Genomic DNA, 26,104 nt, shown 5'->3' with positions numbered 1-26,104 from the left:
CCGCACTAGCTACCTAATGGCTCGCCTTATTCGCCTTAACAAGTTAAACGGCGTATAGTCTAAATATTGACCTACTTCAGCCGATATCATATTAAGAGGTGTAATAACAAGGAGGCGTTATGAGTGGATTGGATAGCATTTATGCCATGCTGGCACAGCCAGTAAAAGCCGTGTTTCACCCTAAACGGGTTGTTGACCAAGTCAGCAGCGCAAGCGCAAATGCCCCCGATAGCCATGAAACACCGCAGTCGCAGTTACCTCCAGCGTTAGAAAGCCGCAATACTAAAGTCAGGGAAAGACGCAAAGAATCAGATAACAATAAAAATAAGAAACGCCGTGCATCGGATGAAACCGAAACGCTAAAACTAAAAGAAGGTGTCGTACTTGAAGTGACCGATGATTCCGCAGAAATCAAGAAGCCACCGAGCCAACATATCATTGATGTAGAAGTATAAATCCGTACTGATATAAAACGGAAAAGGCGCAATCCCATTGGATTAGCGCCTTTTTATTAGCCTCTTTTTAGCAGCACTATCGAGCATGTCTGAAATCAGGCCAGATTTCGAATCATGCGATACCTCAAATTAAGTTTTATCTCAAACCAATGCCGCCTCAAGGCGTATTGTTTAAGTTCGAGTTCTGGCCACCGCGTCCTGCCAACCTGTGTATAGCTGTACTCGAGTCTGGGCATCGATATTAGGGACAAAATGCTTATCGATACAGGCTTTGTGCTCAAGCTCTATCACACTCTCCCAAAAGCCCACTGCCAACCCAGCTAAAAATGCCGCACCCAAAGCGGTTGTCTCACAAACGCTTGGCCTTAACACTTCGACATCGGTAATGTCGGCTTGAAATTGCATCAAAAAATCATTAGCGACCGCGCCGCCATCCACCTTTAAACGCTTAAGGCTGACGCCACTGTCTTTGATCATGGCATCGAGTAAATCTTTACTCTGGTAAGCGATGGATTCTAACGCCGCCCGAATAATATGATTACGATTCGCCCCGCGTGTCAGACCAAATAGCGCACCACGGGCATTGGGATCCCAATAGGGCGCACCGAGTCCCACAAAAGCGGGCACCAGATACACGCCATTAGTATCGGCGACCTTAGAGGCAAAGTACTCAGTATCACTGGCATCACGAATAAGCCCCAGTTCATCTCGCAGCCATTGAATGGTCGCGCCGCCCATAAAGACTGAACCTTCAAGGGCATAGTTCACTTCACCCTTAGGCCCCACGGCAACTGTAGTCAATAAGCCATGGTTTGAGCGCACCGCTTTGGTCCCTGTATTCATCAATAAAAAACAACCAGTACCGTAGGTATTCTTCGCCATGCCGGGCTCGACACATAACTGACCAAAAAGCGCAGCCTGTTGATCGCCCGCCATTCCTGCAACTTGGATTTCACTGCCTTCGCCAGCAATCCGTGTTGTACCATACACGCTGCAGGAAGGTTTAACTTCTGGCAACATAGACGCCGGAATATCTAAGGCTTCGAGTAACTTATTATCCCAAGTCAGGCTATGGATATTGAATAGTAGAGTGCGGGCAGCATTGGTGGGATCGGTGACATGCACCTTGCCCTCGGTTAACTTCCACACGAGCCAAGTATCGATAGTGCCGAACAACAACTCACCACGCTCAGCTTGCTCACGGGCATTGGGCACATTATCTAGAATCCATTTGATCTTAGTGCCTGAAAAATAAGGGTCGAGTAATAAACCGGTATTCTCACGCACATATTCTTCTAACCCTTGAGCTTTGAGTTGCTCACAAATCTCAGCGCTGCGACGGCACTGCCACACAATCGCGTTATAAATAGGTTTACCTGTGGCCTTCTCCCATATAACAGTGGTTTCCCGCTGATTGGTAATGCCAATGGCGGCCACTTCATCGCTGTGAATACCCGCACGCGCCAATACTTCAATTAACACTGAACTTTGGCTTGCCCAAATCTCCATGGGATCATGCTCGACCCAACCCGGATTAGGGTACAACTGGGTAAATTCCCGCTGGGACACGCTGACAATGTTTGCGTCGTGATCGAACACTATCGCCCTTGAGCTGGTCGTGCCTTGATCTAAGGCCACCACGTATTTTTTCTGCACACTACTATCCTATCTGAACTCTCCGCCGCCTTTTTATGCTAGGGAGAATTAACATGATCCACCGACTTATGCAGTGAATATATTCGGAATTTACCGCCGTGACCAGCAAGCAAGCCGTAAAACAAGATAACGCCACCATGCTATAGCCATAAAAAAGCCCTGAAAATTCAGGGCTTTTTTTAACATACTGAACTTACATCTTGTAGCTCATTTGGATACCCGCAAGCCATACATCGCCGCTTGCTTCGCCGTTAAAGTTAACAGTCGCGAGGTTCAATAGGTTTTGCTGTTCGTTGATTGGCGCATCGCCAGTCGCTTTAATATAAGTCACAGCAAAATCAACGTTCAGGTTCTTAGTTGCCTGATAACCTGCCCCCACAGAGAACCACAGACGGTCAGAGTCTGGAATTGTGGTTGTGCGCCACTCGTCATTTGCCGCCGTTTTATCTAAAGCAACACCGGCACGCACTAACCAGTCGTTATTCACTTGATAAGTCGTCCCTAGCGCGAAGCGCCAGTTATCTTCGAAGTGCTCTTCTTTAACTAAATCAGACTCTAAGCCGCCCTTAGGCTTAACTTCACAAGGGAAATAAGCCACTAGTTGATCGAATACACTCCAATCGGTCCAGTTCACACTCGCATGCATGGCCCAGTTATCGGTCAATTGGTGATGGGAAGCTATCTCTGCAAAAGCGGGCAATTCAAGCGGTAAATAACCTTCAATGGACACATCTTGGCCGCCAGTGTACAGCACACCAGAGGCATGACCATCCAAGTCCAGTTGCACGCCGCTGTGATAAGCAAAACCCAAACGGTGAGCAGGATTAATTTGCCAGCTTGCACCTAACTGCCAGCCATAACCCACATCATCACCCTTCATACTTTTCAGCTCAGTGCCACCTGGAGGTAACACAGCCTGCACAGGAGCCGGCAGAGCAGGTTTGATACCATCAACCCAACCTGGTAATGAGGCACCAATTTCGCCTTCACCATAAACGATACGTACACCAGCACCAACGCTGACAGCATCATTGATGCGATAAGCAATGTTTGGATTAAATTCAACGGTCGTAACCGAAGTCTTGTTACCAAAAATAGCCGCTGCGTGGGTCGCGGGTAATTCAGTGGCTAGACCATAATTAGAGTTTACCGCTAGCCCCCAAGTCCATTGATCATTTAGCTGATTTGAATAATAAAAATTTGGCACAAGTGCGTCATCGGCCACATCCAGTGCATCGCCACCTTTCATAACAACAGGATTTGGACCAATTAACGGTGAGCTAAGGCTCACATCACCAGTCACATCGACGTTTGGCATAACGTAAATACCACCCGCGGACAACTGACGTCCTTCTAAATAAGTGAGCATGGCAGGATTTCGACCTTGAGCCGAAGCGTTATCCGCCATAGCGGCTTCACCCGCAAAGGCGCGACCTAAACCTGTAGCAGAGTATTCCGCAAGTTGAAAACCTGCGGCATGGAGTTGAGTCGTTGAACTTAGCAAGGCTGCAGTGACAGCCAAAGTCAGAAGACGTTTTTGCATTGTTATTCTCTAATCATATTATTGTTATCTGTACTACTTAGATGAGTACTGCGGCGTTCAGGCAAAATAGAGCAAACACTCCATATTGAATGCGCAGCAGTTTACTTATGCAGAAGATGTTTGCAACCAAAGGAGATAAAACAGACAAAAACTCTAAATAAATGCGACTTTAAAACAGATTTAGTGACATACATCACAATTCAAACAAAAGCCAACCTTTAAACACTCAAAAATCATTCACGACAGTCGTGAGATTTAAATTAAGAAACCAACAAATATCAATATTAAACAACAAGATAAAAAATTAAAACTTTGGAACACCTGTAAATCATTTAAACTCGACAAATTCAGCATAAATCACTGCAGAGAATAAAATTTTCTAGTATCAAAACGACAATAAAAATTTATTCTTTAAAATACAATCAATTAAATTAAGAGAGTATTGGGATTCAAAACAAAAACGCCTAGGTATTAACCTAGGCGCTTAAATATAGACTCAACACGAGTACAAATGTGCGCTGAAAGTTTAGCGGCGCCAACCTTGGATTTGAGTTTCGTACTGACTGATTTGAACAGCATGGGACAAGGTCAGCCCAATAGCATCTAACCCATTGAGTAGCTTATGTCTCGCCGACTCTGCCAGCGTAAAACTAAACTCGGCACCTGACGGTGCAATCACTTTACAGCTTGTGAGATCAACCGTGATTTGCGCGCCTTCTTCTGCCGCCACTTCATCCATCAACTGACGCACCTGCGCATGGGTTAACGCCACAGGCAATAGGCCATTATTGATTGAGTTGCCGTAAAAAATGTCGGCAAAACTCGGTGCAATAATGGCGCGCAAACCAAAGTCCGCCAGCGCCCAAGGCGCATGCTCGCGGCTTGAACCACAACCAAAGTTTTCCTGCGACAAAAGAATTGAAGCGCCTTTATAACGAGGCTGGTTCAATGAAAACTCAGGATTAGGCACATCGCCCGCATCATCTAAATAACGCCAGTCATGAAATAAGTGCACGCCAAAACCATCGCGCGTCACCTTAGACAAAAACTGTTTCGGAATGATCTGATCCGTATCGATATTAGTGCTGTCGATCATGACCGCAAGCCCGGTATGGGTCGTAAAAGGTTGCATTAACTTCTCCTCTTGGGTTTACGGTAATTAGTAAGGTTTACGAATATCGACAAAATGCCCAGCCACCGCAGCAGCGGCGGCCATTGCCGGACTCACCAAATGGGTACGACTGCCACGGCCTTGGCGACCTTCGAAGTTACGATTACTGGTCGACGCACAGCGATCGCCCGCTTCTAATCTGTCATCGTTCATCGCTAAACACATAGAACAACCCGGTAAACGCCACTCAAACCCGGCTTCGATAAAGATTTTATCTAAACCTTCGGCTTCGGCTTGGGCTTTCACTTGACCAGAACCAGGTACTACAATCGCGGTGACGCCACTCGCGACTTTACGGCCTTTGGCATGTACGGCGGCGCTGCGTAAATCTTCAATCCGTGAGTTAGTACAAGAACCGATAAACACCTTGTTGATACTGATGTCTGTCATCGGCGTACCCGCACTCAGGCCAATGTATTCTAAAGCCTTTTCCATACTAGCTCGGGTGCTTGGATTAGCTTCACTAATGGGATCGGGTACTTTGCCATCGATTGCCACTACTTGGCCTGGGTTAGTACCCCAAGTCAATTGCGGCGCAATATCGGCAGCATCTAACTCAACGACAGCATCAAACACCGCGCCGTCATCGGTTTTAATGGCTTTCCAGTAAGCGACAGCCTCTGCCCAATCTTCGCCCTTAGGTGCAAATTCACGGCCTGCTAAATAGTCGAAAGTGGTTTGATCCGGCGCGACCATGCCCGCCTTAGCGCCCATTTCAATCGCCATGTTGCACACTGTCATGCGGCCTTCCATCGACAGGGCTTCAATCGCCTCACCGCAGAACTCCACCACGTAACCCGTGCCACCATCCATGCCGATTTTGCCAATAATAGCGAGGACGATATCTTTGGCGGTCACGCCCTCGGTGACATGACCACGCACTTCAATCTTCATGGTTTTAGCTTTTAACTGACGCAGCGTTTGCGTTGCTAGAACGTGCTCAACTTCCGATGTACCAATCCCAAACGCCAATGCGCCAAAGGCGCCGTGGGTGGCGGTATGGGAATCACCACAGACAATCACAGTTCCCGGCAAGGTGATACCCAATTCAGGGCCCATTACATGCACAATCCCTTGATTAGGATGATGAATGTCGTATAAACGCACGTCAAAGTCTTTACAGTTTTGCGCTAGGGTTTCAACCTGTGTGCGCGCCATTGGGCTTAGCGCATCCAAGCTGGCGCTACGGGTCGAAGTGTTGTGATCCATAGTGGCAAAGGTTTTTTCCGGTGCACGCAGTTTGCGGCCCGCCACTTTTAAGCCACTGAATGCTTGGGGGGAAGTCACTTCATGGACTAAATGTCTGTCGACATAAATGATCGGCGCTTCACCTTCAGGAATCGCTACAACGTGGGCATCCCATACTTTTTGATACAGCGTTTTTGCCACCGCGTTTTTTGGCACAGTCGTCATTACACACCTTCCTTTATAGCATTGGCGATAAAGTCACCCATCTCGGCGGTTGATTTAGCTTGGCTACGCTTGTCGCTGCTCAATAGCTCACCGGTTAAGTAGCCAGAATTTAATGCTTTGCTTACGGCACGCTCAATCGCACAGGCGGCTTCTTCTTGCTTTAAGCTGTGGCGCAGCATTAATGCCGCCGACAGAATTTGGGCGATAGGATTTGCAATGCCTTTGCCCGCGATATCGGGCGCACTGCCACCCGCAGGTTCAAATAAACCAAAGCCAGTGCTGTTCATGCTCGCCGATGACAACAAGCCCATAGAGCCCGTTAACATGGCGATTTCGTCGGATAAAATGTCGCCGAACAGGTTAGAACATAGCATCACATCGAACTCATCGGGACGACGTAGCAACTGCATGGTCGCATTATCGATATAGATGTGTTCAAGCTCGACATCGGGGAAATCTACCGCGACTTCTTCAACCACTTGGCGCCATAACACTGAACAGGCGAGCACGTTGGCTTTATCCACTGAGGTCACTTTTTTACGGCGACCACGGGCGGCTTCGAAGGCGATACGGGCGATACGGCTAATTTCACGGCGGCTATAACGCATGGTATCGAAGGCTTCTTCATTCTCGCCTTCACCTTGGCGACCCTTTGGCTTACCAAAATAAATACCGCCGGTTAACTCGCGCACACATAAAACATCAAAGCCACGGGCAGAGATATCGCTGCGCAGCGGTGACATATGCTCTAGGCCATCGTGCAGTTTGGCTGGGCGCAGATTGCAAAACAGTTCGAAGTGACCACGCAGAGGCAATAGCGCACCGCGCTCAGGTTGTTCATTTGGCGGTAACTTTTCCCACTTAGGGCCACCGACTGAACCAAATAGGATCGCATCGGCCGCTTCACAGCCCTTTAGCGTGGCATCGGGTAGTGGGCAACCGTGGTTATCAATGGCAATACCGCCAACATCGAATTCAGTGTATTCGATACTCAAATCGAAACGCGCTTCAACCTCACGCAGCACTTTACGCGCCTCTGCCATCACTTCAGGGCCGATCCCATCCCCTGCTAATACTGCTATTTGATAACTCATACGCCAGCCAACTCCTTTAAATGTAAATGCTTTATGCTCGACCTTGCTATTCTTTGGATGCTTTTAGCGACTAAACGCCGCCTAGCTCTCGATTTTTTTGCATGCTTTGTTTGTAATCGGCAACCTTGTCTGCGCGGCACGTTAAGTTCATCACATGCACTAAAGCGCGTGCCGAGGCTTCAACCACATCGGTTGCCAAACCTACGCCGTGAAAGTTTTGCTCGTGGTAAACCGCGGTAATATCCACTTGGCCTAAGGCATTTTGACCTACGCCCTTAGCACCTAACTTATAGCTGATGATATCGATTCGACGATCAGTTGCGCGGGCAATCGCGTTATAGGCAGCATCAACAGGACCATTACCCGTTGCGGCTTCGGTTTTAATTTCGCCGCCCACTTCGATACGCACAGTCGCCGTAGCAACGCCTTCAGTTGAGTCAGACTGCACCACTAATTGCTGCAATTGATAGTGATTGTCTTCTTCGGCCTGCGCTTCCATAAAGGCTAAGGCTTCTAAATCATAATCAAATACTTGGCCTTTTTTATCAGCCAATTTTAGAAACTCTTCATACAGAGTATCCATATTGTAATCGTGCTCGCTATAGCCCATTTCTTCCATGCGATGCTTGATCACATGGCGACCCGAGCGAGAGGTCATATTCAAGTTATTGCGATTCAAACCTATACTTTCTGGCGTCATGATTTCATAGGTATTTTGTGCTTTTAACATGCCATCCTGATGGATGCCCGACGAATGGGTAAAGGCATTCGCACCGACAATCGCCTTGTTCGCCTGCACTGGCATATTGCATAACTGGCTGACTAAATTAGAAGTACGGTGAATTTCTTTGGCATTAATGCCCGTTTCTAACCCTAACATCCCCTTACGCGTCGCTAAAATCATCGCGATCTCTTCCAGCGAACAGTTACCCGCACGCTCACCTATGCCATTGATCGTACATTCAATTTGACGCGCACCGTGTTGCACTGCGGTTATCGAGTTAGCCACAGACAAACCTAAGTCATCGTGGCAATGCACTGAGATCACCGCTTGGTCGATATTCGGCACCCGATTAAACAAAGTTTGAATGATATTGCCAAACTCGCTTGGCACTGTGTAACCGACCGTATCGGGAATATTAATGGTGCGTGCGCCCGCGCGAATGGCGGCTTCTACCATACGACATAGATTATCGATGGGCGTACGCCCCGCATCCTCACAGGAAAACTCCACGTCATCAGTAAAACGGCGGGCATACTTCACTGCGCCCACCGCCATCTCTAACACTTGATCGAAAGAACGCTTCAACTTGCTCTCAACGTGAATCGTTGAGGTCGAGATAAACGTATGGATACGGAATTGATCTGCAACTGACAAGGCCTGCGCCGCAGCATCTATGTCCTTTTCAAGTGCACGGGATAAAGCACAAACACGGCTATTTTTGATGGTACGCGCTATGGTCTGCACTGACTCAAAATCACCGGGTGAAGAAACCGGAAAACCCACTTCCATCACATCCACACCCAGACGTTCCAGCGCCATAGCGATCTGTAGTTTTTCTTTGACCGACAAACTTGCGGCTAACGCCTGCTCACCATCACGCAAGGTAGTATCAAATATTATGACTCGGTTAGACATCTCGCTTCTCCATGGAACGTCACCGTTCGTTAGTTAATTTTTGCCGTATTCAGATACAAAAAACCCCGCAACATCGGTGCGGGGTTTGTGAATGCTTTGCCTCTTTATCGAGCGTGCAACACTAAGACCTCCGCGTATAAACCGCGAGAGAGAGAAGGAGGAGGTCGAGTTTGCGGCTAATAATATTCATTTAATCTGTATATTTATTCTGTTTGAATTATTGAGGACGGTTAATATTTAACTTGCCTAGCCGATAGTGTCAACCCTAATTTTTTCATGTTCCACTCATTCAACCTGTCTTAAGGCTAATAACGGTGAGTTTCATCCCCAAATTAGTGATCGATTCCACAGAATTAACCGGCTGTTTGGATTCAGAAATCACTGGGATGTGTTAACTTATTCCCCTTAGAAAAAAATAGTTTTTTATGCAAAAAACGATTAAGAAAAGTTATAATCCCGCCTTAGTGATTAGGGATGTTAGAACTTACGCATTTTATATGGAGCACAAAATGGATTTTCGCGTCTTGGTACTGAGCCTGTTGTTATGGCTGTTTCCCTTTGGGGCCAGTGCTATAGACCAATTAGATGAACTCACTGAACTCGTCTACCAATATCCCAGTAAAGCACTCACTCAAATAACAGCGTTAGAAAAACAATTTGCGACCAGTGCAAGCTCGGATATCAATCGACTCAGATTAAGTGTGTTGAAATGCCAAAACCTACTACAAATAGGGGAAAATGAAGCCGCTATCAACGTCGCTCAATTAGGCGAAGCAAACGCTAAACAACTTAAGCTAGATCAAGTACGACCTTACTTTTTGATTTGCCAAGCCGATGCCAACCTTAGCTATAACAATATTCAAAATGCGCTGCCCTTGCTTGATTCAGCCATTAACCTCGCGCGACGTTACCAGCAACCACAAGCCTTAGTCGATGCTTTACGCTTACGTGGCCAACTCGATACTGACACTGACAACTTCTCTTCTGCTATCGAAGATTTACGCCTCGCGATTGATATTTATCCGGATATTCATGCTCAAACCCAAAATTGGATTTGGCCACCACAGGCCTATGTGTATGCCGCGATGGGAAATTTACTTTATGCCACCCATGATTTCCCCCAAGCCATGTATTACACCAACTTAGGTATACAAAGTGCCGATGCAAAAGGGAAAGTTTTACACTTTATTTTACGCAATGCAGCTCGGATAGCGCTTGATAATCAAGAGTTTGATTACAGTGATAAACTCGAACAACAAGCTAAAGCGCTTTTACCTGAGCTCGGTTCGCCACTTGAACTCGCCTACAGTTATGCCATTTTGGCCTCAATCGCGCTCGATAAAGGCCGCATCGATAATGCCGAAGAATATCTTTCTATCGCGATTAATACGTTTAAAAAACAAAATCAACAATTAGCGACAATGCGTTCAACTCGCCTACTCGCCCAAATTCGTTTTGCTCAGCATCAAGAAGATGCCGCTTTAATCCTCATGAATCACGCTATTGAGCAAGCTGAAAACCTAAAACAATACTCAGATCTTAAAGGGTTTTACGGGATCATGAGCGATCACTACTTAGAAAAAGGGGATTTTAAACAAGCCTATTCTTTCTTGCTCAAACGTTATCGAGCGGCCGAGCTCACCAATCAAGCGATGAATAATGCTCGGATATTGCAATTTAAGGCCCGCCTAAATCAACAAGATCTGCAGCAGGAGCCAAATAGCACTGCACCAGAAAAAGATTCAATCTTACAAGAGCTAAATGTCGATTGGGCCTATAGCACACTGTTCTTAATCGCGATGGCATTATTGGGCGGAGCTATTTGGTATTTGATTGATAAACAGAATAATCGTGCCCCACATATTGAAGGTAATGAACCTGCTGAAACGCTGCTCCAACAAGTCACATCAGCATTAAACAGTGCCAAACAAGGTAATTACCCACTGTCTTTATTATTGTTTAATGCGAGTCAGATCCGTCAAGTTGACCTGCCTCTCTTACAGGATGAGCTACAACACAGACTACGGGAGCAAGATAAGTTAATCCGATATTCGATGGATGAAATTGTCATTATCCTGCCGCATACCTCGGCAACTGGTGCTAAAAGAGTCGTTAGTCAGTTAGTTGCTTGCATTCAGCCTTGGCAGGGTTCAAGTAAGGTCAATATTGGTATAGCGGCGATGCAACAGTTTGATACCTTAGAGTCTTTAATTAAGCGAGCCAGTATCAATCAATTGGGCAAGGTTAAAGTCAATGAGAATAATCCAAACTATTATTCTCCCGCTAAATAAGCCGCGATTTCATCGAGAAAAGCGTCACCGAAACGACTCAGTTTACGCTCGCCAACCCCGTTGACGGCGAGCATTTCCCCCGCGCTCGTTGGCATCATGGCTGCCATTTCTGCGAGGGTAGCGTCGTTAAAGACTAAATACGGCGGCACATCCTGCTGCTCGGCAATGGTTCTACGCAATAACTTCAACCGTGCGAACAACTTACGGTCATAATTCAACGGTGCTTTAGACTGACTCGCCTTACGTTTTGTGGTTGTTAACTGAATACGCGGTTCAGCAAGCATTAGCGCCACTTCCCCTTTGAGCACAGGTCGTGCTGATGGGTTTAGGGTAATAGATGAACCGCGAGTCACATCTTGACTCGCCAGTCCCAAATGAATGAGTTGGCGGATCACACTCAACCAATATTCATGGCTCTTGTCTTTACCAATCCCCCAAGTCGTGAGTTTGTCATGCCCTCGATCGACTATCGGCGCGCCTTTCGAACCGCGCAACACTTCAATTAAATGATTGATACCAAAACGCTGGCCTAAACGGAAAATACATGACAGCACCTTCTGCGCATCTTCGGTGCCGTTATAACGCTTAGGCGGGTCGAGGCAAATGTCGCAGTTACCACAGGGCTCTAATGCACTCTCATCAAAGTAATGCAGCAACACTTGGCGGCGACAGGTCTGCGCCTCAGCAAAGGCAGCCATAGTATTAAGTTTGTGGAATTCGACCTGTTGCTGCGGTCCTGGCTCGGACTGTTCAATCAAATGTCGCACCCGACCAATATCGGCGGGATCGAACAACATAAAAGCTTCTGCATCGAGCCCATCACGTCCTGCTCGGCCCGTTTCCTGATAATAGGCTTCGATACTTTTCGGGATATCGTAATGCACTACAAAGCGCACATTAGACTTATTAATCCCCATACCGAAAGCCACAGTGGCAACCACAATATCAATTTGATCTTTAAGGAAACTATCCTGTACTGCACCACGGTCTTCCTGCGTCATTCCCGCATGATAGGCCTTGGCATTAAAACCTTGCAGGCATAAACGGTCAGCCACTTCATCGACACGGCGACGACTGCTGCAATAAATAATGCCGTTAGTACCATTCTGCTGCGTTAAAAAATGTCGTAACTGATTAGCTGCATTAAGCTTTTCGGCGACTGTATAGCGAATATTGGGCCGATCGAAACTTGAAAGTAAACGGAATGGGTCAATACCGAGCCGCTCACAAATACTCTGCCGAGTCGCCTGATCTGCTGTTGCGGTCAGCGCCATCATGGGCACATAGGGGAAGAGTTGCTTTAACTGGCCGAGCGCCGCATATTCTGGGCGAAAATCATGACCCCACTGACTGATACAATGCGCCTCATCGATGGCAAACATCGCGAGCTGGAGCGACTGCATGCGCTCAATAAAATCAGCGGTTAATAAACGTTCAGGTGACACATAAAGCAGTTTTAACTCACCGTGGCGTAGCTGCCTTAATACTTCGGCACTCTGCTCGCGCGGCAATGAGGAATTCAGATAAGCCGCAGCAACACCGGTTTGCAACAAGCTATCGACTTGATCTTTCATCAAAGAAATCAATGGGGAGACGACAATAGTGATGCCATTCATCATCAAGGCAGGTAACTGATAACACAGACTCTTACCGCCGCCCGTTGGCATGATCACTAAGCAATCTTGCCCGCCGCAGACACGTTCTATCACCTCCCGCTGACCGTCCCTAAAGTCACGGTAACCAAACACCTGTGCGAGGCGTTGCGAGAGCGGATCATCATGCGTGTCGAGTACGAGCTTTTCCATGGATCTTCTATGTCAAAAGTGAGGGGGCCTATTCTAAAGGACTGAACCGCTCCTGTCTTGCGCCATCTTGTCGTAAACCCATTCTGGATAAATGTCATCGACTAAGATCGCCCTCCCTCAACTAACCATAATGCCCATAGCCAATTTATCTTCAATCTAGCTTAAGTTGCATTCTGCGCACGCTTCACTGTAGATTAATTGCTCTAAGCCGCACTTTGTTAATCTAAGTGTTGATAACAAATCCAATTACGCCTAATACCGTCACTCAGTGACAAGGATGAGAAACCATGACAAACCCAATCCAAGCCGAGATATTAAGCCGAGTGGCAGAAGTCTTTGATCAACATGTCCCTTTTCATAATCTGCTCGGGCTCGATATTAAACGCTACGATGTCGACGGTGTCGAAGTGGTCATCAATATGAAACCAGAACTTATTGGCAATATCCATCAACAGATCCTCCACGGCGGTGTCACAGCTACAGTACTAGATGTGGTCGGCGGACTCACCGCATTTGCAGGACTGGTTGCAAGCCGTGAAGATTGGACGATTGAAGAATTACAACAACGCCTCCAAACTTTAGGGACGATTGATATGCGCGTCGATTATCTGCGGCCGGGACGCGGCCTCACCTTTACGGGCACGGGCAGCGTCATTCGTGCGGGTAATCGAGTTTCAGTATGCCGCATGGAACTACATAATGAGCAAGGCACGCATATCGCTTTTGGAACAGGGACTTATATGGTGGGTTAGGTGGTTAAATTTAGATGTGTATTAGTGCCTTAGGGCTCAAAATTGACTAAGGTAAACGTCTTAATTAACAGGATGGTTACTCACTTTAATCGCCCATTCAATCTATTGCGGAGATATTCTGTAACGAAAAGAACACGGCGATGCCCTTGAGTCAGCGGTCAGACACACCTACAATCGCCACCTTGTTGTTCTTCGAAGATGTCTCATGCCAGATCTTGAATACCGCAAAGGGATCCTACTTGCCGTCAGTGCTTACTGTATGTGGGGTTTTGCGCCTTTATATTTCAAATTACTCAACCATGTTTCCGCCACCGAAATTTTGCTCCATCGAGTGATTTGGTCATTCGTGTTTATGCTGATCATTATACAGTTTATCGGCGGTTTTTCTCGCTTACGCTTACTGTTTAAACAGCCTAAACAGTTGATGGTTCTCACCATTACTTCCATACTGATCGCGGGAAACTGGCTACTATTTATCTGGGCGGTAAATAACGATCACATGCTCGATGCCAGCCTAGGTTACTTCATCAATCCTTTACTCAACGTCTTACTCGGTATGTTATTTCTAGGCGAAAGATTGCGTAAACTGCAATGGTTTGCGGTTTCACTCGCCAGCGCTGGCGTATTGATCCAGTTAATCTCTTTTGGCTCAATTCCCATCGTCTCACTGGCACTCGCGGGCACCTTTGGTTTCTATGCGCTACTGCGAAAAAAGGTCAATGTGGATGCTAAGGCCGGATTATTGGTCGAAACCGCAGTGTTATTACCGGTAGCGCTGATTTATCTCGTCGCAACCTTAGACACAGCCACAGCGAGCATGCTGACTAATGATTGGCAATTGAATCTGATGTTAATGGCGGCTGGGATAGTGACTACCATTCCTTTGCTGTGTTTTGCAGGGGCAGCGGTACGTATTCCATTGTCTATGCTCGGCTTTTTCCAATATATTGGCCCGAGTATTATGTTTATCCTCGCGGTGAGTCTATTCAATGAGCCCTTCGATGCCGAAAAAGGCGTGACCTTCGGATTTATCTGGAGCGCGCTGCTCGTCTTTACCTTAGATATGGCCTATAAACGCAAAACGGCGTGAGCATTATCACGCCGATAAACACAGTGGCAGAAGTGATGACATATGATGATTACTTCTGTAACTGTGCTAAAAACTCACTCCCTTGCGGTACTGTCAGTAATAAACTGTAGCCTTTAGTCGTTGGCACTAACACTAACTGCGATTTATCTGTTATCGCCAAAAATGCCCTGCCTTTCCCCTGTAGATTAAACCAGCCCAATTGAAATCCTGGCATGCCTATACCGTTGGTTTTAAAGCTCGGCGTTAAATCTGCCTCTTGTTGCAAATCGACTATGCGTGCCTCGGCGGGCAATAAATCCACGCGGGATAACTGCACTTTATAGAAGGGAACATCCAATGTGAGCTCTGTATCGGTTAACACTAATTCGGCGCTATTCGATTGATAGAAGACCCAAGAAAATCCGCCCATCATCACCAGCAATATACCTAAACTCGCTGACTTCGCTATCTTAGGCATATTTTTTAGCCATAACATCAGTAAGATACCCGCTAAACCGAGCAATAAGACGATAAAACTGAAGATAGAGGTTTGGGTTAAAGGGGCGAGTTCAAAAAATTGAGGACTCATTGGCAGTATCTCCCGTGCAGTGAAGTCTTAATCTGCCAATAAAGACATATTATGTCAATAAAAATGCCAGCGCTAATATGAGTACTAGGCTGGCATTGATTGGATTGATTTAGAACGGCTTAAAGATCGAGCGCGAGAATTTTTGAGCGGCGTTGATAGTTATACAACTGCTTCTTCTTCTGTGGCAGTGCTTCAACATCTTCAATCACAAAACCATGCTCGAGGAACCAATGAATGCTCCGAGTTGTCAATGCAAACAAGCGTGAATAACCACGGTTTCTAGCCTGATTGATAATGTTCTTCAGCAGTAAGCTCCCTCTGTCGGCATCGCGATAATCGGGATGCACCACTAAACAAGCAAACTCACCCGCATTGTCCTCTTCAAAAGGATAGAGCGCAGCGCAACCAATCACTAAACCATCACGTTCAATCAACATGAACTGTTCGATTTCAATCTCAAGCTGCTCACGACTACGACGCACCAGAATGCCTTGTTCCTCCAATGGACGGATAAGGTTCAACACACCGCCAATATCGGCGATTGACGCACAGCGTAAACGCTCAGCACTCTCAGTGACGATTTGTGTGCCTATCCCTTCGCGAGAAAACAGTTCCTGCAACAAGGCACCATCTTCGAGGTAGCTAACTAAATGACAACGCGGTACGCCATTGCGGCAAGCATCGATACTGGCTTTGAGAAACGCCATAGTGCCAACACAAGCAGACCCTTGCTCGGCCAGCTTGTTCATGATGTTTTGCGCATCATTTGGCATCAACTCGGCAATTACATCGCCATTACGATCGAGAATACCGTTCTGTGAGCTAAAGCCGATCATCTTGTCGGCTTTAAGCTTAATTGCCACTTGAGTCGCGATTTCCTCAGCGGTGAGATTAAAACTTTCACCAGTAACCGAAGCCGCAATCGGCCCCATCAATACGATGCAGTGATTATCTAACTGACGTTTTAAGCCTTGCACATCAATACGACGCACTTTGCCACTCAGGCAAAAGTCCACACCATTATCCACACCCAGTGGTTGAGCAATCACAAAGTTGCCGCTCACTAAGTTAATTTGCGCACCTTGCATCGGCGTATTACTTAAACTCATGGATAAACGCGCTGTGATATCAAATTGCAGTGCACCCGCAACTTGCTTAATCACTTTGAGCGAATCTTCATCCGTGATACGCACACCGTCGTGGTAGGCAGGCGCAATACCGTTGGCGGCTAATGCAGCATCAATCTGCGGCCTAGCGCCATATACCAACACCACTTTGATCCCTAAACTGTGCAGCAGGGCGACATCATTTAAGATGGCGCGGAATTGATTTTGAGCCAAAGCTTCACCACCCAGCATGACCACAAAAGTTTTACCTCTGTGGGCATTAACATAGGGGGCAGAATGACGAAATCCATCAACCAGTTCAGTGGTACGCACGCGTTATTTACACCTCATTTTTGAGCTGGCAGCGTCACTATGACACACCAGGAATGAATCGCTAACTTTCGCGTATGGTATTGCATTTTAATTCACATATAAAGAATTTATTCTCACTAAAGTGCAGATTTGATGATTTAAAGTGCTTAGAACTGCACTATTTTATATTTTCAGTAAGTGTTCACACTTTTTTAACTTCACAGGGGATGATTCAGCGGCATCAGTTTGCGAGGCAATTATCTCAACTTGATGACTAGCCACTAAAAAAATGCAAAAAAAAGCCCCTTAAATAAGGGGCTTTTCTCGAAACACTAACCAAGGATTACTTGATTTTGGCTTCTTTGTAGATAACGTGCTGACGAATAACTGGATCAAATTTTTTGATTTCCATTTTTTCAGGCATGTTACGCTTGTTTTTTTCAGTTGTGTAGAAGTGACCAGTCTTAGCTGTAGAAACTAATTTGATCTTCTCACGATTACCTTTAGCTTTAGCCATGATCTATTATACCTTCTCGCCACGGGCACGAAGTTCAGCAACAACAACTTCGATACCTTTTTTGTCGATCAGACGGATACCTTTAGTAGATACACGTAACTGTACGAAACGCTTTTCTTCTTCTAACCAAAAACGGTGGTTTTGTAGGTTAGGTAAAAAACGACGACGGGTCGCGTTTTTTGCATGCGAACGGTTGTTACCAACCATCGGCTTCTTGCCAGTAACTTGGCATACTCTTGACATGTCAATCTTCTCCAAAAACAATTTTAACGCTCGAGCATTAATGTGCCTCGTATGGCCGTCGCCCGAGGCACAAAGAGGGCGCATTTTATACACGATCACAGAGTGAAGATCAAGTGTTAGATTAATTAATCCAGCCTCGTTCTGCAAAAGAAACTATCTCTCGATCACCTACAACCATATGGTCCAACAAGGATACGTCTATGGTTGCTAACGCATTTTTTAATCGCTCAGTTATTCGTCGGTCAGCCTGACTGGGCTCGGCAATACCAGACGGATGATTATGACAAACTATAACTGCTGCGGCCTTTTTCTCCAGCACTAAGCTCACCACTTCACGTGGATATACTGAGGCTGAGTCTATTGTGCCGCGGAATAATTCGACAAATTGAATCACTCTATGCTGGCTATCCAGCAGTAAAACTGCGAACACTTCATAGGAGCGATCGGCCAATTGTCGCATTAAATAGTCCCGAGTTAAATCGGGATTTGTCAAAACCTGACCTCTTTGCAGATTTTCCTGCGCTACACGCCGCGCTAATTCGGCCGCAGCTTGAAGCTGGGCGTATTTTACAGGTCCTACGCCCGGAAGTCGACACACCTGATTTCTTGGGGCACAGAGCAGGTTTCTGAGGCCGCCAAACTCGCAAATAAGCGACCTAGCAAGGTCAACCGCGTTTAATCCAGCTAAACCGTTACGCAGCAATACTGCCAGTAATTCAGCATCCGAGAGATGCGCAGCTCCTTTTTGTAACAGTTTATCTCTGGGACCTTCGCCCTCAGGCCAATCTTTAATCCCCATGCGACCTCCCTGTCATCTCACATATTTTCACTTTACTGAGTATGGACGAGATTTTTTGAACTGGGATAGTCACTAAAATTCACCGCTTTGTGATATTGTTGCCGGCATTATTTCTATCTCGGATGATGTCTGTGAGTCTGACAAATAAAAACGTCCTGCTGGGCATTGGCGGCGGTATTGCGGCCTATAAAAGTGCTGATTTAGTACGTCGCTTGAAAGAGCGTGGTTTTGATGTGCGCGTGGTGATGAGCCAAAGTGCGATGGAATTTATCACGCCTCTGACGCTGCAAGCGTTGTCTGGACATCCAGTGGCATCTAGCTTGCTCGACCCCGCAGCAGAAGCAGCCATGGGTCATATAGAACTCGCTCGTTGGGCAGATCTCGTCATCATCGCCCCTGCAACCGCAAACCTATTGGCGCGGATTAATGCAGGCATGGCCGATGAGCTAATCACCACCACGTGTCTTGCCACTGAGGCGCCAATTGCCCTGTGTCCAGCAATGAACCAACAGATGTACCGTAATCTGGCAACTCAAGCTAATTTAACTAGCCTAGCATCACGTGGTTTTACACTTTGGGGACCCGCCAGTGGCAGTCAGGCCTGTGGTGAAGTGGGTCCTGGTCGTATGTTAGAGCCATTAGACATAGCGGAACTGGCTACACAATTTTTTGCCACGCCTGACGCCGTTGAATTTAAGCCACTCGCAGGACAGTCGGTGCTGATTACCGCCGGACCAACCCGTGAAGCAATTGATCCCGTCAGATACATTTCAAATCACAGTTCTGGAAAAATGGGCTTTGCACTGGCCAAAGCCGCGGCAGATATGGGGGCAACAGTCACCTTAGTCTCAGGCCCAGTAAATCTAAGCACCCCAGAAGGCGTGACACGCATTGATGTTGAATCGGCGCAAAATATGCTCGATGCTGTTATGGATAACGTTGATAAAAAAGATATTTTTATTGGCTGCGCCGCCGTTGCAGACTACCGCATTAGCGATATTGCTACCTGTAAGATCAAAAAATCGACCGAAGAAATGCAACTTGCGCTGGTGAGGAATCCTGATATCTTAGCCACGGTTGCGAGCTTACCTAACCGTCCTTTTGTGGTGGGATTTGCCGCCGAAACCCATGATGTAGAAGCCTATGCGCGTGATAAGCTCAAACGTAAAAACTTGAACATGATCGCCGCAAACGACGTTTCCATTGCTGGCCTAGGCTTTAATGCCGATGCTAATGCCCTGCGTGTTTTCTGGCCGCACGGCAGTCAAGATTTGCCTGCTACTGACAAACTCACGTTGGCACGGCAATTACTTTCGTTGATAGTGAAAGAAAAAACAAATACATGAAAACACCGATTGAATTAAAAATTCTCGACTCCCGTATCGGCTCAGAATTTCCCTTGCCCGCTTACGCCACCGCAGGCAGTGCAGGCATGGATCTTCGCGCCATGATAGACACGGCTTTAACCATAGCACCGGGTGAAACAGTGCTCATTCCCACGGGGATTGCCATTCATGTGGCCGACCCAGGACTTGCAGCGGTGATTTTACCGCGCTCAGGCCTTGGCCATAAACACGGTATCGTACTGGGGAATCTAGTCGGACTCATAGATTCAGATTACCAAGGCCCCTTAATGGTATCTTGTTGGAATCGTGGTGACAGTCCATTCACCTTAGAAATGGGCGATCGTCTCGCGCAACTGGTGTTTGTTCCTGTGGTACAAGCACAATTCAAACTCGTTGATGAGTTCGACAGCTCAGACCGTGGTGAAGGCGGATTTGGCCATTCAGGCACTAAATAATCCCCTAAGTCGTTATTGAGCCAAGGATACTGCAATGGCTGTAAGCCCAAAAATTAATCGTCGTGAACACATTCTGCAATGTCTAGCGCAGATGCTAGAAACCAACCCAGGACAAAGGATCACCACAGCGAAACTGGCCTCAGAAGTCGGTGTATCGGAAGCCGCACTGTATCGCCACTTCCCGAGTAAAGCGCGGATGTTCGAAGGCCTAATCGAATTTATCGAAGAGTCGTTATTGTCGCGCATCAATTTAATCATGGATGACGAAAAAGACACCATGAAGCGCTGCCAGTTGGTACTGCAACTGCTGCTGATCTTTGCCGAGCGTAACCCAGGAATTTCCCGCGTTCTCAACGGTGATGCTCTACTCGGTGAAAATGAACGCCTGCGAAGCCGTATTGGTAACTTATTTGCCAAAATTGAAACCCAGTTAAAGCAAATTTTACGGGAAAAAACCCTGCGAGAAGGTAAAGGCTTCAACTTAGACGAAGCCATATTAGCCAATTTACTGTTAGCCTTTGCCGAAGGCCGAATCGCTCAATTTGTACGAAGTGAATTCAAACTCAAACCGACGACACACTTCGATGAACAGTGGCGTTTTATCCAGCACCAACTTTTACAAAGCTAATGATTTTTCAACATAAAGGACGGTAACTATCGTCCTTTATTTTCGATATTCCTTCCTTGTTTCGCCCCATCTTTTGTTTTATCCTCGAAAAACATTTTAAGAACAAAAAACACAATGATTTTACAAGGATGTCAGATGAAACTCTTCCGATTAGCCATGTTGGCGACACTTTGCTTACCAATACTTCCAATATCCACCTTTGCAGCCAATAGCTCCAACGCGAATGCGTTATCGCAAGCACAGTTATTCAGCAAAGGTGATGAGTACTCGGATGTAAAAATATCGCCTACTGGTAAATACTTAAGCGCTATCACAAGTGTCGAAGGTAAAAACGTTCTCTTAGTCTTAGATACCCAAACCAAAAAACTCCTCAATGCGATACGTTTTCCCGATAATGCTCAAGTCGGCGACTATGAATGGGCCAACAGTGAGCGACTGGTACTGGCAAAAGAATACCTAAAAGGCTGGCAAGACACACCTATCTACTACGGTGAATTGATGGCGGTAAATGCCGATGGTTCACGAAAAGCGTATTTATTCGGCTTCGAGAGTGGCGAGCAACAAACAGGTTCAAATATCAAGAAAAATACCCCTATGCGGGCGAGCGCGTTTATCCTCGATCCTCTGCCAGATGATGAACGCTACATGTTAGTTAATGCTATTCCATGGAATGATAGGATCAATCTTGACTTTGAACTATCACAAGATGTCTATCGCGTAGACTTGTTCAATGGCACACGTAAACGCATCACAGGCTCACCTATCGGCCGAGCCCGTTTTATGACAGACCATCAAGGTGAAGTCCGCTTCGTTGCCGGTGAGGACAATAAAAACATTACTAAAGTGTTCTACCGCAAAGACGGTAACTGGGTAAATACCGATAAACTAAATCTAGGTCTTGCTGATTTTAAACCACTCTCCTTTGCCGATGATAAAAATACGATTTATGCCGCCGGTCGATCCCAAGGTGAAACCTTAGGGGTTTACAAAATTAATCTCGAAACGGGCGATAAAACTGAAATCATTCAGGATGAAAACGTTGACCCTAGCAACTTTTGGATTAACGGCACCAATAAACAACTTTACGCCGTCGAGTTTGAAAATGGTTACCCAAGTTATGCCTTTGTCGATAATGAGGATTCGCACGCTAAATTACTAAAAGATCTGCTTGGTGCTCTCCCCGGCCATCAAGTACGAATTGTTAGCGAAACCCGAGATGCAGAAAAACTCGTTGTACTTGCGTTTAACGATCGAAACCCTGGCGATTACTACATATTTGATACGAAAACACTAAAACTTGAATATCTAGCCGCCGCTAAAAAATGGCTCAACCCAGAGCAAATGGCTGATGTTAAACCCATCAGTTTCACCAGCCGTGATGGTAAACAACTCCATGGATATCTAACGCTCCCCTTTGGTAAAGAAGCTAAAAACCTACCCTTAGTCGTCAATCCACACGGTGGTCCACACGGTATCCGTGACTGGTGGGGCTTTGACCCACAAAACCAATATCTAGCAAGCCAAGGCATAGCCGTTTTACAGGTCAACTTCCGTGGTTCAGGCGGATATGGCGATCAATTTGAACGCGCTGGCTATCAAAAATGGGGCTCAGATATTCAGCATGACATTATCGACGCAACCCAGTACGTTATTGACCAAGGTTTTGCCGATAAGGAACGCATCTGTATTGTTGGCGGCAGTTTTGGTGGGTACAGCGCCTTGCAGAGTGCTGTGCTTGCGCCAGATATGTTTAAATGCGCCATAGGTGTAGCTGGCGTATATGATCTTGAATTGATGTTTAATGAAGGCGATGTCGCCAACAGCCGTTCTGGTACTAGCTATCTCAAGGATGTGCTTGGCCAAGATAAAGCGGTACTTAAAGCAATGTCTCCTTCTGAAAACGTCGATAAACTCAAAGCAAACATACTATTGGTGCATGGTGGTGAAGATGAGCGAGCGCCAATTGAACAACTCGAATCCCTCGAAAAAGGCCTAAAAGCTCACAATTATCCTTACCAAAAACTGGTGATGGACAATGAAGGCCACGGTTTTTATAACGATGAGCATAGAGCGAAATACTATGAACAAATGCTCAGTTTCCTAAAAACCAATCTGAAACTTTAGAATTGACTCAAACTTGCCGACACTGCTAGGCTAAACTCGATTGGCAGTGGCAGATTTAAAGCCGATATCCGATAAGGACTATCGGCTTTTTCATGTGGCCTATGCGCGTTTTTCGGTATGAATTGTCTGCAATTCGCGCTATCCTCCTCCCCCTATTCTTGCCCTAGCGAGAATAGCAATAATTTGTATCTGATGCTGAACAGCCCAAGTACCACGCGATGATCAGCATAGGTTTTCTGTTATAGCCGCTACGACGTAGTGGAGGATAAGATGGCATTAAGTGAAGCAGCAGTAAAAGTACAAGCCGCGTTATTAGAACGTGGACTTGAAACCCCAATGCTCCCAAGCGTTTACAGCAGTGAAGAACGTAAAGACAAGATTGAACATCATATGAAAGAAATCCTGACATTAATGTCATTGGATCTGTCAGATGATAGCCTTGCCGATACGCCGCGCCGCATTGCTAAAATGTACGTCGATGAAATCTTCTCCGGCTTAGATTATGCGAACTTCCCTAAGATCACGGTTATCGACAATAAGATGGGCTTCGATGAAATGGTGCGAGTGCAAGACATTAGCCTTACCAGCACCTGCGAACATCATTTAGTGACTATCGATGGCACTGCGACCATAGCTTATCTACCACGCAAAAAAATCATTGGTTTATCAAAGATTAACCGTATTGTGCGTTTCTTTGCCCAACGTCCACAAGTGCAAGAGCGTTTGACTCAGCAAGTGTTAGTCGCGCTACAAACCTTGCTCGAAACCAAAGACGTTGCCGTTAAAATGGATGCCGTGCATTACTGCGTAAAATCCCGTGGCGTGATGGACTCCACCAGTTCGACCACTACCACAGCGCTGGGCGGTATTTTCAAATCTAACCCTGCGACCCGCGCCGAATTTTTGCACCAGTCTAAATAAATGTATTGAAACTTAACGCTATTTAAAACGTGTCGAAATCAATAGCAACCAATACAGCTCAATAAAAAACGCTGCGATTCCTTCTATAAAGAATCGCAGCGTTTTTTGTTTTTATACCCACTCAATCAACCCCTTCTCAACCTAGCTAAGATCAATGCTGGCTGATTAACTGATTTCACCAAGCCTGCGATAGCCGCTTGATCAATACCAGCCGTCAAACACTAGACTTAAATGCCATATTGCTCGCGATATTGACTCACGGCGGCAAGTTGCACTTCCATTCCAGGCTTTTCAGACAGATAACTGATTAGGTCGGCGAGTTTAATAATTGCTACTATTCCGCAGCCAAAATCACGCTCAACTTCTTGGATGGCCGATAACTCGCCCTTGCCTTTCTCTTGCCTGTCTAAAGCAATCAACACACCCGCTAATTGTGCCTTATGGGCTTCGATGATTTCCATCGACTCACGAATCGCAGTACCCGCAGTGATCACGTCATCGACGAGCATCACGCGGCCTTTCAGCTCGCTACCGACTAAGCTGCCACCTTCACCGTGATCTTTTTTCTCTTTGCGATTAAAGCAGTAAGGAATGTCAATATCGTGATGCTCACACAGGGCAACGGCCGTAGTCGTAGCAATCGGAATACCTTTGTAAGCAGGGCCAAACAGCAAGTCGTAATCAATGCCAGAGTCCACTAACGCAGCGGCATAAAAACGACCTAAACGCGCTAAGTCACGGCCAGTATTGAACAAACCCGCATTGAAGAAATAAGGACTGATACGGCCCGATTTAAGGGTAAATTCGCCAAATCGCAACACCTGACGTTCTAGGGCAAATTCAATAAACTCACGTTGATAAGCTTTCACAATATCTCCTTACGACTTTGTATTTTATTGGTTTTTATTAGGTAATGTTTTATTGGGTAACATTTAATTCGGTACAGGGCTTGTCTAACACTAGCATCTTGCTGCAAATAAAAAGTTGCAGTTAATAAAAAGCCCCGCACTCTATAACATGACGGGGCTTTTTCATCACCACAATATTAGTTCAGTGCGGCTTTCTGCACATCGACGATTTCACGAATGCTGTTCTTCGCCAATGCCAACAGTTCGAGTAATTCTTCGTGGCTGAATGGCTCGCCTTCGGCGGTGCCTTGAATTTCGATGATCTTACCCGTTTCTGTCATCACGACGTTCATGTCAGTTTCAGCGGCGCTGTCTTCGATATATTCTAGATCGCTTATCGCTTCACCCTTGTAAATACCTACGCTGACAGCAGCGATAAGGAATTTCAGCGGGTTAGATTTAATGATGCCTTTACCACGCGCCCAGTTCAACGCATCCACTAAGGCCACACAGGCGCCAGTGATAGAGGCAGTGCGTGTGCCACCGTCAGCTTGGATCACATCACAGTCGATCACGATAGTGTTTTCGCCTAGGGCTTTCATATCCACACAGGCGCGTAGGGCACGACCGATAAGACGTTGAATTTCTTGCGTACGGCCAGATTGCTTACCGCGAGCGGCTTCACGATCCATACGGCTATGGGTCGAACGTGGCAACATGCCGTATTCCGCCGTCACCCAGCCTTGACCCTGACCTTTAAGGAAACGTGGCACACCTTCAGTAAAACTGGCGGTACAAAGCACTTTGGTTTCGCCAAATTCCACTAACACAGAACCTTCGGCATGGGCCGTAAACTGGCGAGTGATAGTGATGGGACGAGTTTGTGCTGGCGTTCTGTTACTTGGACGCATGCGAGATTCCTGTATTCTGAGTCATTGACCGATTTTGGCTGCATATTATAAGGGCTTGAGCCTTAGGATGCCATGCTTAGGGTGATTCTCTGGCAAACTCATCACACTCAAACACCTAATCCGTGTCCTTATACCCAAACAACCTGAAGATGCAGAATTCAGCGGGAGTTTAACGCACTTTAGGCAAGGCCATTTATTGCTCCTGCATAAATGGCATTCACGCCATATATGGACCCATCCGGTTTGCAAGACATTCGATATCAATTTTGAGAAGAGTTCATTGCACCCATATATTCGGCCTGTTATTGAGGTATGCCTCTGGCCCTGATGGATATCTGCTTCTACTGTCCTTATCATCCTTGCGGCTTCATTATGAGCCTATGGCGAGCTAAGGTTTTTAGTAGATCAGTCTGACTG

23 protein-coding genes are annotated in these 26,104 nt (G+C 46.4%); 9 read left to right on the top strand and 14 right to left on the bottom strand.

Going from position 1 to position 26,104, the window contains the following annotated elements:
• Positions 1–119 precede the first annotated feature (119 nt).
• On the top strand, positions 120–455 hold the full coding sequence (locus L5M10_RS15475; RefSeq protein ID WP_168826581.1) for a hypothetical protein: 336 nt from the start codon (positions 120–122) through the stop codon (positions 453–455).
• Between the two features lie 171 nt (positions 456–626).
• Here L5M10_RS15475 and glpK read toward each other — a convergent pair whose 3' ends face one another.
• The 6 genes from glpK to leuA all read right to left on the bottom strand — a co-directional run bounded on the left by glpK (position 627) and on the right by leuA (position 8,971).
• The gene (gene glpK, locus L5M10_RS15470; protein WP_263255535.1) at positions 627–2,111 is read right to left on the bottom strand and encodes a glycerol kinase GlpK; all 1,485 of its coding nucleotides are present in this window, start codon (positions 2,109–2,111) and stop codon (positions 627–629) included.
• A 193-nt stretch (positions 2,112–2,304) separates the two neighbouring features.
• Positions 2,305–3,654, bottom strand: a complete 1,350-nt coding sequence (locus L5M10_RS15465) for an outer membrane protein transport protein (RefSeq protein ID WP_263255534.1) — start codon at positions 3,652–3,654, stop codon at positions 2,305–2,307.
• 526 nt (positions 3,655–4,180) lie between these two features.
• Positions 4,181–4,786 carry a 3-isopropylmalate dehydratase small subunit gene (leuD, locus tag L5M10_RS15460; protein WP_113941084.1) on the bottom strand — a complete coding sequence of 202 codons (606 nt, stop codon included), beginning with the start codon at positions 4,784–4,786 and terminating at the stop codon, positions 4,181–4,183.
• Between the two features lie 27 nt (positions 4,787–4,813).
• Positions 4,814–6,214 (bottom strand): 3-isopropylmalate dehydratase large subunit, encoded by a 1,401-nt coding sequence (leuC, locus tag L5M10_RS15455; protein WP_263140900.1) that lies wholly within the window; start codon positions 6,212–6,214, stop codon positions 4,814–4,816.
• 23 nt (positions 6,215–6,237) lie between these two features.
• Positions 6,238–7,332: a 3-isopropylmalate dehydrogenase gene (gene leuB, locus L5M10_RS15450; RefSeq protein ID WP_263255533.1), complete on the bottom strand. Its 1,095-nt coding sequence runs from the start codon at positions 7,330–7,332 to the stop codon at positions 6,238–6,240.
• Between the two features lie 70 nt (positions 7,333–7,402).
• Complete coding sequence (gene leuA, locus L5M10_RS15445; protein ID WP_113941087.1) at positions 7,403–8,971, bottom strand: 2-isopropylmalate synthase; 1,569 nt, start codon at positions 8,969–8,971, stop codon at positions 7,403–7,405.
• A gap of 509 nt (positions 8,972–9,480) precedes the next feature.
• On the opposite strand from leuA, the gene L5M10_RS15440 reads away from it, so the two are divergent.
• Positions 9,481–11,262, top strand: a complete 1,782-nt coding sequence (locus L5M10_RS15440; protein WP_212601183.1) for a diguanylate cyclase domain-containing protein — start codon at positions 9,481–9,483, stop codon at positions 11,260–11,262.
• Here L5M10_RS15440 and recQ read toward each other — a convergent pair.
• Positions 11,244–13,067: a DNA helicase RecQ gene (gene recQ, locus L5M10_RS15435; RefSeq protein WP_263164969.1), complete on the bottom strand. Its 1,824-nt coding sequence runs from the start codon at positions 13,065–13,067 to the stop codon at positions 11,244–11,246. The genes L5M10_RS15440 and recQ overlap by 19 nt on opposite strands.
• Before the next feature lie 287 nt (positions 13,068–13,354).
• On the opposite strand from recQ, the gene L5M10_RS15430 reads away from it, so the two are divergent.
• Both L5M10_RS15430 and rarD read left to right on the top strand, forming a co-directional pair.
• The gene (locus L5M10_RS15430; RefSeq protein WP_131525639.1) at positions 13,355–13,819 is read left to right on the top strand and encodes a thioesterase family protein; all 465 of its coding nucleotides are present in this window, start codon (positions 13,355–13,357) and stop codon (positions 13,817–13,819) included.
• A 205-nt stretch (positions 13,820–14,024) separates the two neighbouring features.
• On the top strand, positions 14,025–14,909 hold the full coding sequence (gene rarD, locus L5M10_RS15425) for an EamA family transporter RarD (protein ID WP_263255532.1): 885 nt from the start codon (positions 14,025–14,027) through the stop codon (positions 14,907–14,909).
• Between the two features lie 49 nt (positions 14,910–14,958).
• Here the strand turns inward: rarD and L5M10_RS15420 are convergent, their stop codons facing one another.
• The 5 genes from L5M10_RS15420 to radC all read right to left on the bottom strand — a co-directional run bounded on the left by L5M10_RS15420 (position 14,959) and on the right by radC (position 18,454).
• Positions 14,959–15,477, bottom strand: coding sequence for a PH domain-containing protein (locus L5M10_RS15420; RefSeq protein ID WP_219255932.1), 519 nt, complete (start codon positions 15,475–15,477; stop codon positions 14,959–14,961).
• A 119-nt stretch (positions 15,478–15,596) separates the two neighbouring features.
• Positions 15,597–16,916, bottom strand: coding sequence for an amino-acid N-acetyltransferase (gene argA, locus L5M10_RS15415; RefSeq protein ID WP_105251176.1), 1,320 nt, complete (start codon positions 16,914–16,916; stop codon positions 15,597–15,599).
• A gap of 322 nt (positions 16,917–17,238) precedes the next feature.
• A complete protein-coding gene (rpmG, locus tag L5M10_RS15410; RefSeq protein ID WP_006079871.1) occupies positions 17,239–17,412 on the bottom strand; it encodes a 50S ribosomal protein L33 in 174 nt (57 codons plus the stop codon).
• Between the two features lie 6 nt (positions 17,413–17,418).
• Positions 17,419–17,655, bottom strand: coding sequence for a 50S ribosomal protein L28 (gene rpmB / locus L5M10_RS15405; protein ID WP_006079870.1), 237 nt, complete (start codon positions 17,653–17,655; stop codon positions 17,419–17,421).
• A gap of 121 nt (positions 17,656–17,776) precedes the next feature.
• Positions 17,777–18,454 carry a RadC family protein gene (gene radC, locus L5M10_RS15400; protein WP_113941095.1) on the bottom strand — a complete coding sequence of 226 codons (678 nt, stop codon included), beginning with the start codon at positions 18,452–18,454 and terminating at the stop codon, positions 17,777–17,779.
• A gap of 122 nt (positions 18,455–18,576) precedes the next feature.
• On the opposite strand from radC, the gene coaBC reads away from it, so the two are divergent.
• From coaBC to folE, 5 genes are all read left to right on the top strand, one after another.
• Positions 18,577–19,800, top strand: coding sequence for a bifunctional phosphopantothenoylcysteine decarboxylase/phosphopantothenate--cysteine ligase CoaBC (gene coaBC, locus L5M10_RS15395; protein WP_173497931.1), 1,224 nt, complete (start codon positions 18,577–18,579; stop codon positions 19,798–19,800).
• A complete protein-coding gene (dut, locus tag L5M10_RS15390) occupies positions 19,797–20,255 on the top strand; it encodes a dUTP diphosphatase (RefSeq protein WP_105251173.1) in 459 nt (152 codons plus the stop codon). Before coaBC ends, dut begins: the two co-directional genes overlap by 4 nt.
• A gap of 34 nt (positions 20,256–20,289) precedes the next feature.
• A complete protein-coding gene (gene slmA / locus L5M10_RS15385; RefSeq protein ID WP_113941097.1) occupies positions 20,290–20,883 on the top strand; it encodes a nucleoid occlusion factor SlmA in 594 nt (197 codons plus the stop codon).
• A gap of 135 nt (positions 20,884–21,018) precedes the next feature.
• The gene (locus L5M10_RS15380) at positions 21,019–23,007 is read left to right on the top strand and encodes an alpha/beta hydrolase family protein (protein WP_263255531.1); all 1,989 of its coding nucleotides are present in this window, start codon (positions 21,019–21,021) and stop codon (positions 23,005–23,007) included.
• A 270-nt stretch (positions 23,008–23,277) separates the two neighbouring features.
• The gene (folE, locus tag L5M10_RS15375; RefSeq protein WP_006079864.1) at positions 23,278–23,928 is read left to right on the top strand and encodes a GTP cyclohydrolase I FolE; all 651 of its coding nucleotides are present in this window, start codon (positions 23,278–23,280) and stop codon (positions 23,926–23,928) included.
• A 227-nt stretch (positions 23,929–24,155) separates the two neighbouring features.
• Here the strand turns inward: folE and pyrE are convergent, their stop codons facing one another.
• On the bottom strand, positions 24,156–24,797 hold the full coding sequence (gene pyrE / locus L5M10_RS15370) for an orotate phosphoribosyltransferase (RefSeq protein WP_006079863.1): 642 nt from the start codon (positions 24,795–24,797) through the stop codon (positions 24,156–24,158).
• Positions 24,798–24,973: 176 nt separating this feature from the next.
• Positions 24,974–25,687, bottom strand: a complete 714-nt coding sequence (gene rph, locus L5M10_RS15365) for a ribonuclease PH (protein WP_006079862.1) — start codon at positions 25,685–25,687, stop codon at positions 24,974–24,976.
• Positions 25,688–26,104: the final 417 nt, after the last annotated feature.

Origin of the sequence: Shewanella sp. SM32, from assembly GCF_025654235.1 — a bacterium.
Taxonomy (GTDB): Bacteria; Pseudomonadota; Gammaproteobacteria; order Enterobacterales; family Shewanellaceae; genus Shewanella; species Shewanella oncorhynchi.
Note: the sequence above shows the minus strand (reverse complement) of the source record. Positions and strands in the feature narration are given on the sequence as shown.

Bases quoted from the DNA above. Each gene is read 5' to 3' on its own strand.
- L5M10_RS15475 (WP_168826581.1), top strand. From the start codon at position 120: ATGAGTGGATTGGATAGCATTTATGCCATGCTGGCACAGCCAGTAAAA.
- L5M10_RS15465 (WP_263255534.1), bottom strand. From the start codon at position 3,654: ATGCAAAAACGTCTTCTGACTTTGGCTGTCACTGCAGCCTTGCTAAGT.
- leuD (WP_113941084.1), bottom strand. From the start codon at position 4,786: ATGCAACCTTTTACGACCCATACCGGGCTTGCGGTCATGATCGACAGC.
- leuB (WP_263255533.1), bottom strand. From the start codon at position 7,332: ATGAGTTATCAAATAGCAGTATTAGCAGGGGATGGGATCGGCCCTGAA.
- leuA (WP_113941087.1), bottom strand. From the start codon at position 8,971: ATGTCTAACCGAGTCATAATATTTGATACTACCTTGCGTGATGGTGAG.
- L5M10_RS15440 (WP_212601183.1), top strand. From the start codon at position 9,481: ATGGATTTTCGCGTCTTGGTACTGAGCCTGTTGTTATGGCTGTTTCCC.
- recQ (WP_263164969.1), bottom strand. From the start codon at position 13,067: ATGGAAAAGCTCGTACTCGACACGCATGATGATCCGCTCTCGCAACGC.
- L5M10_RS15430 (WP_131525639.1), top strand. From the start codon at position 13,355: ATGACAAACCCAATCCAAGCCGAGATATTAAGCCGAGTGGCAGAAGTC.
- rarD (WP_263255532.1), top strand. From the start codon at position 14,025: ATGCCAGATCTTGAATACCGCAAAGGGATCCTACTTGCCGTCAGTGCT.
- L5M10_RS15420 (WP_219255932.1), bottom strand. From the start codon at position 15,477: ATGAGTCCTCAATTTTTTGAACTCGCCCCTTTAACCCAAACCTCTATC.
- rpmG (WP_006079871.1), bottom strand. From the start codon at position 17,412: ATGGCTAAAGCTAAAGGTAATCGTGAGAAGATCAAATTAGTTTCTACA.
- rpmB (WP_006079870.1), bottom strand. From the start codon at position 17,655: ATGTCAAGAGTATGCCAAGTTACTGGCAAGAAGCCGATGGTTGGTAAC.
- radC (WP_113941095.1), bottom strand. From the start codon at position 18,454: ATGGGGATTAAAGATTGGCCTGAGGGCGAAGGTCCCAGAGATAAACTG.
- coaBC (WP_173497931.1), top strand. From the start codon at position 18,577: ATGATGTCTGTGAGTCTGACAAATAAAAACGTCCTGCTGGGCATTGGC.
- dut (WP_105251173.1), top strand. From the start codon at position 19,797: ATGAAAACACCGATTGAATTAAAAATTCTCGACTCCCGTATCGGCTCA.
- slmA (WP_113941097.1), top strand. From the start codon at position 20,290: ATGGCTGTAAGCCCAAAAATTAATCGTCGTGAACACATTCTGCAATGT.
- L5M10_RS15380 (WP_263255531.1), top strand. From the start codon at position 21,019: ATGAAACTCTTCCGATTAGCCATGTTGGCGACACTTTGCTTACCAATA.
- folE (WP_006079864.1), top strand. From the start codon at position 23,278: ATGGCATTAAGTGAAGCAGCAGTAAAAGTACAAGCCGCGTTATTAGAA.
- rph (WP_006079862.1), bottom strand. From the start codon at position 25,687: ATGCGTCCAAGTAACAGAACGCCAGCACAAACTCGTCCCATCACTATC.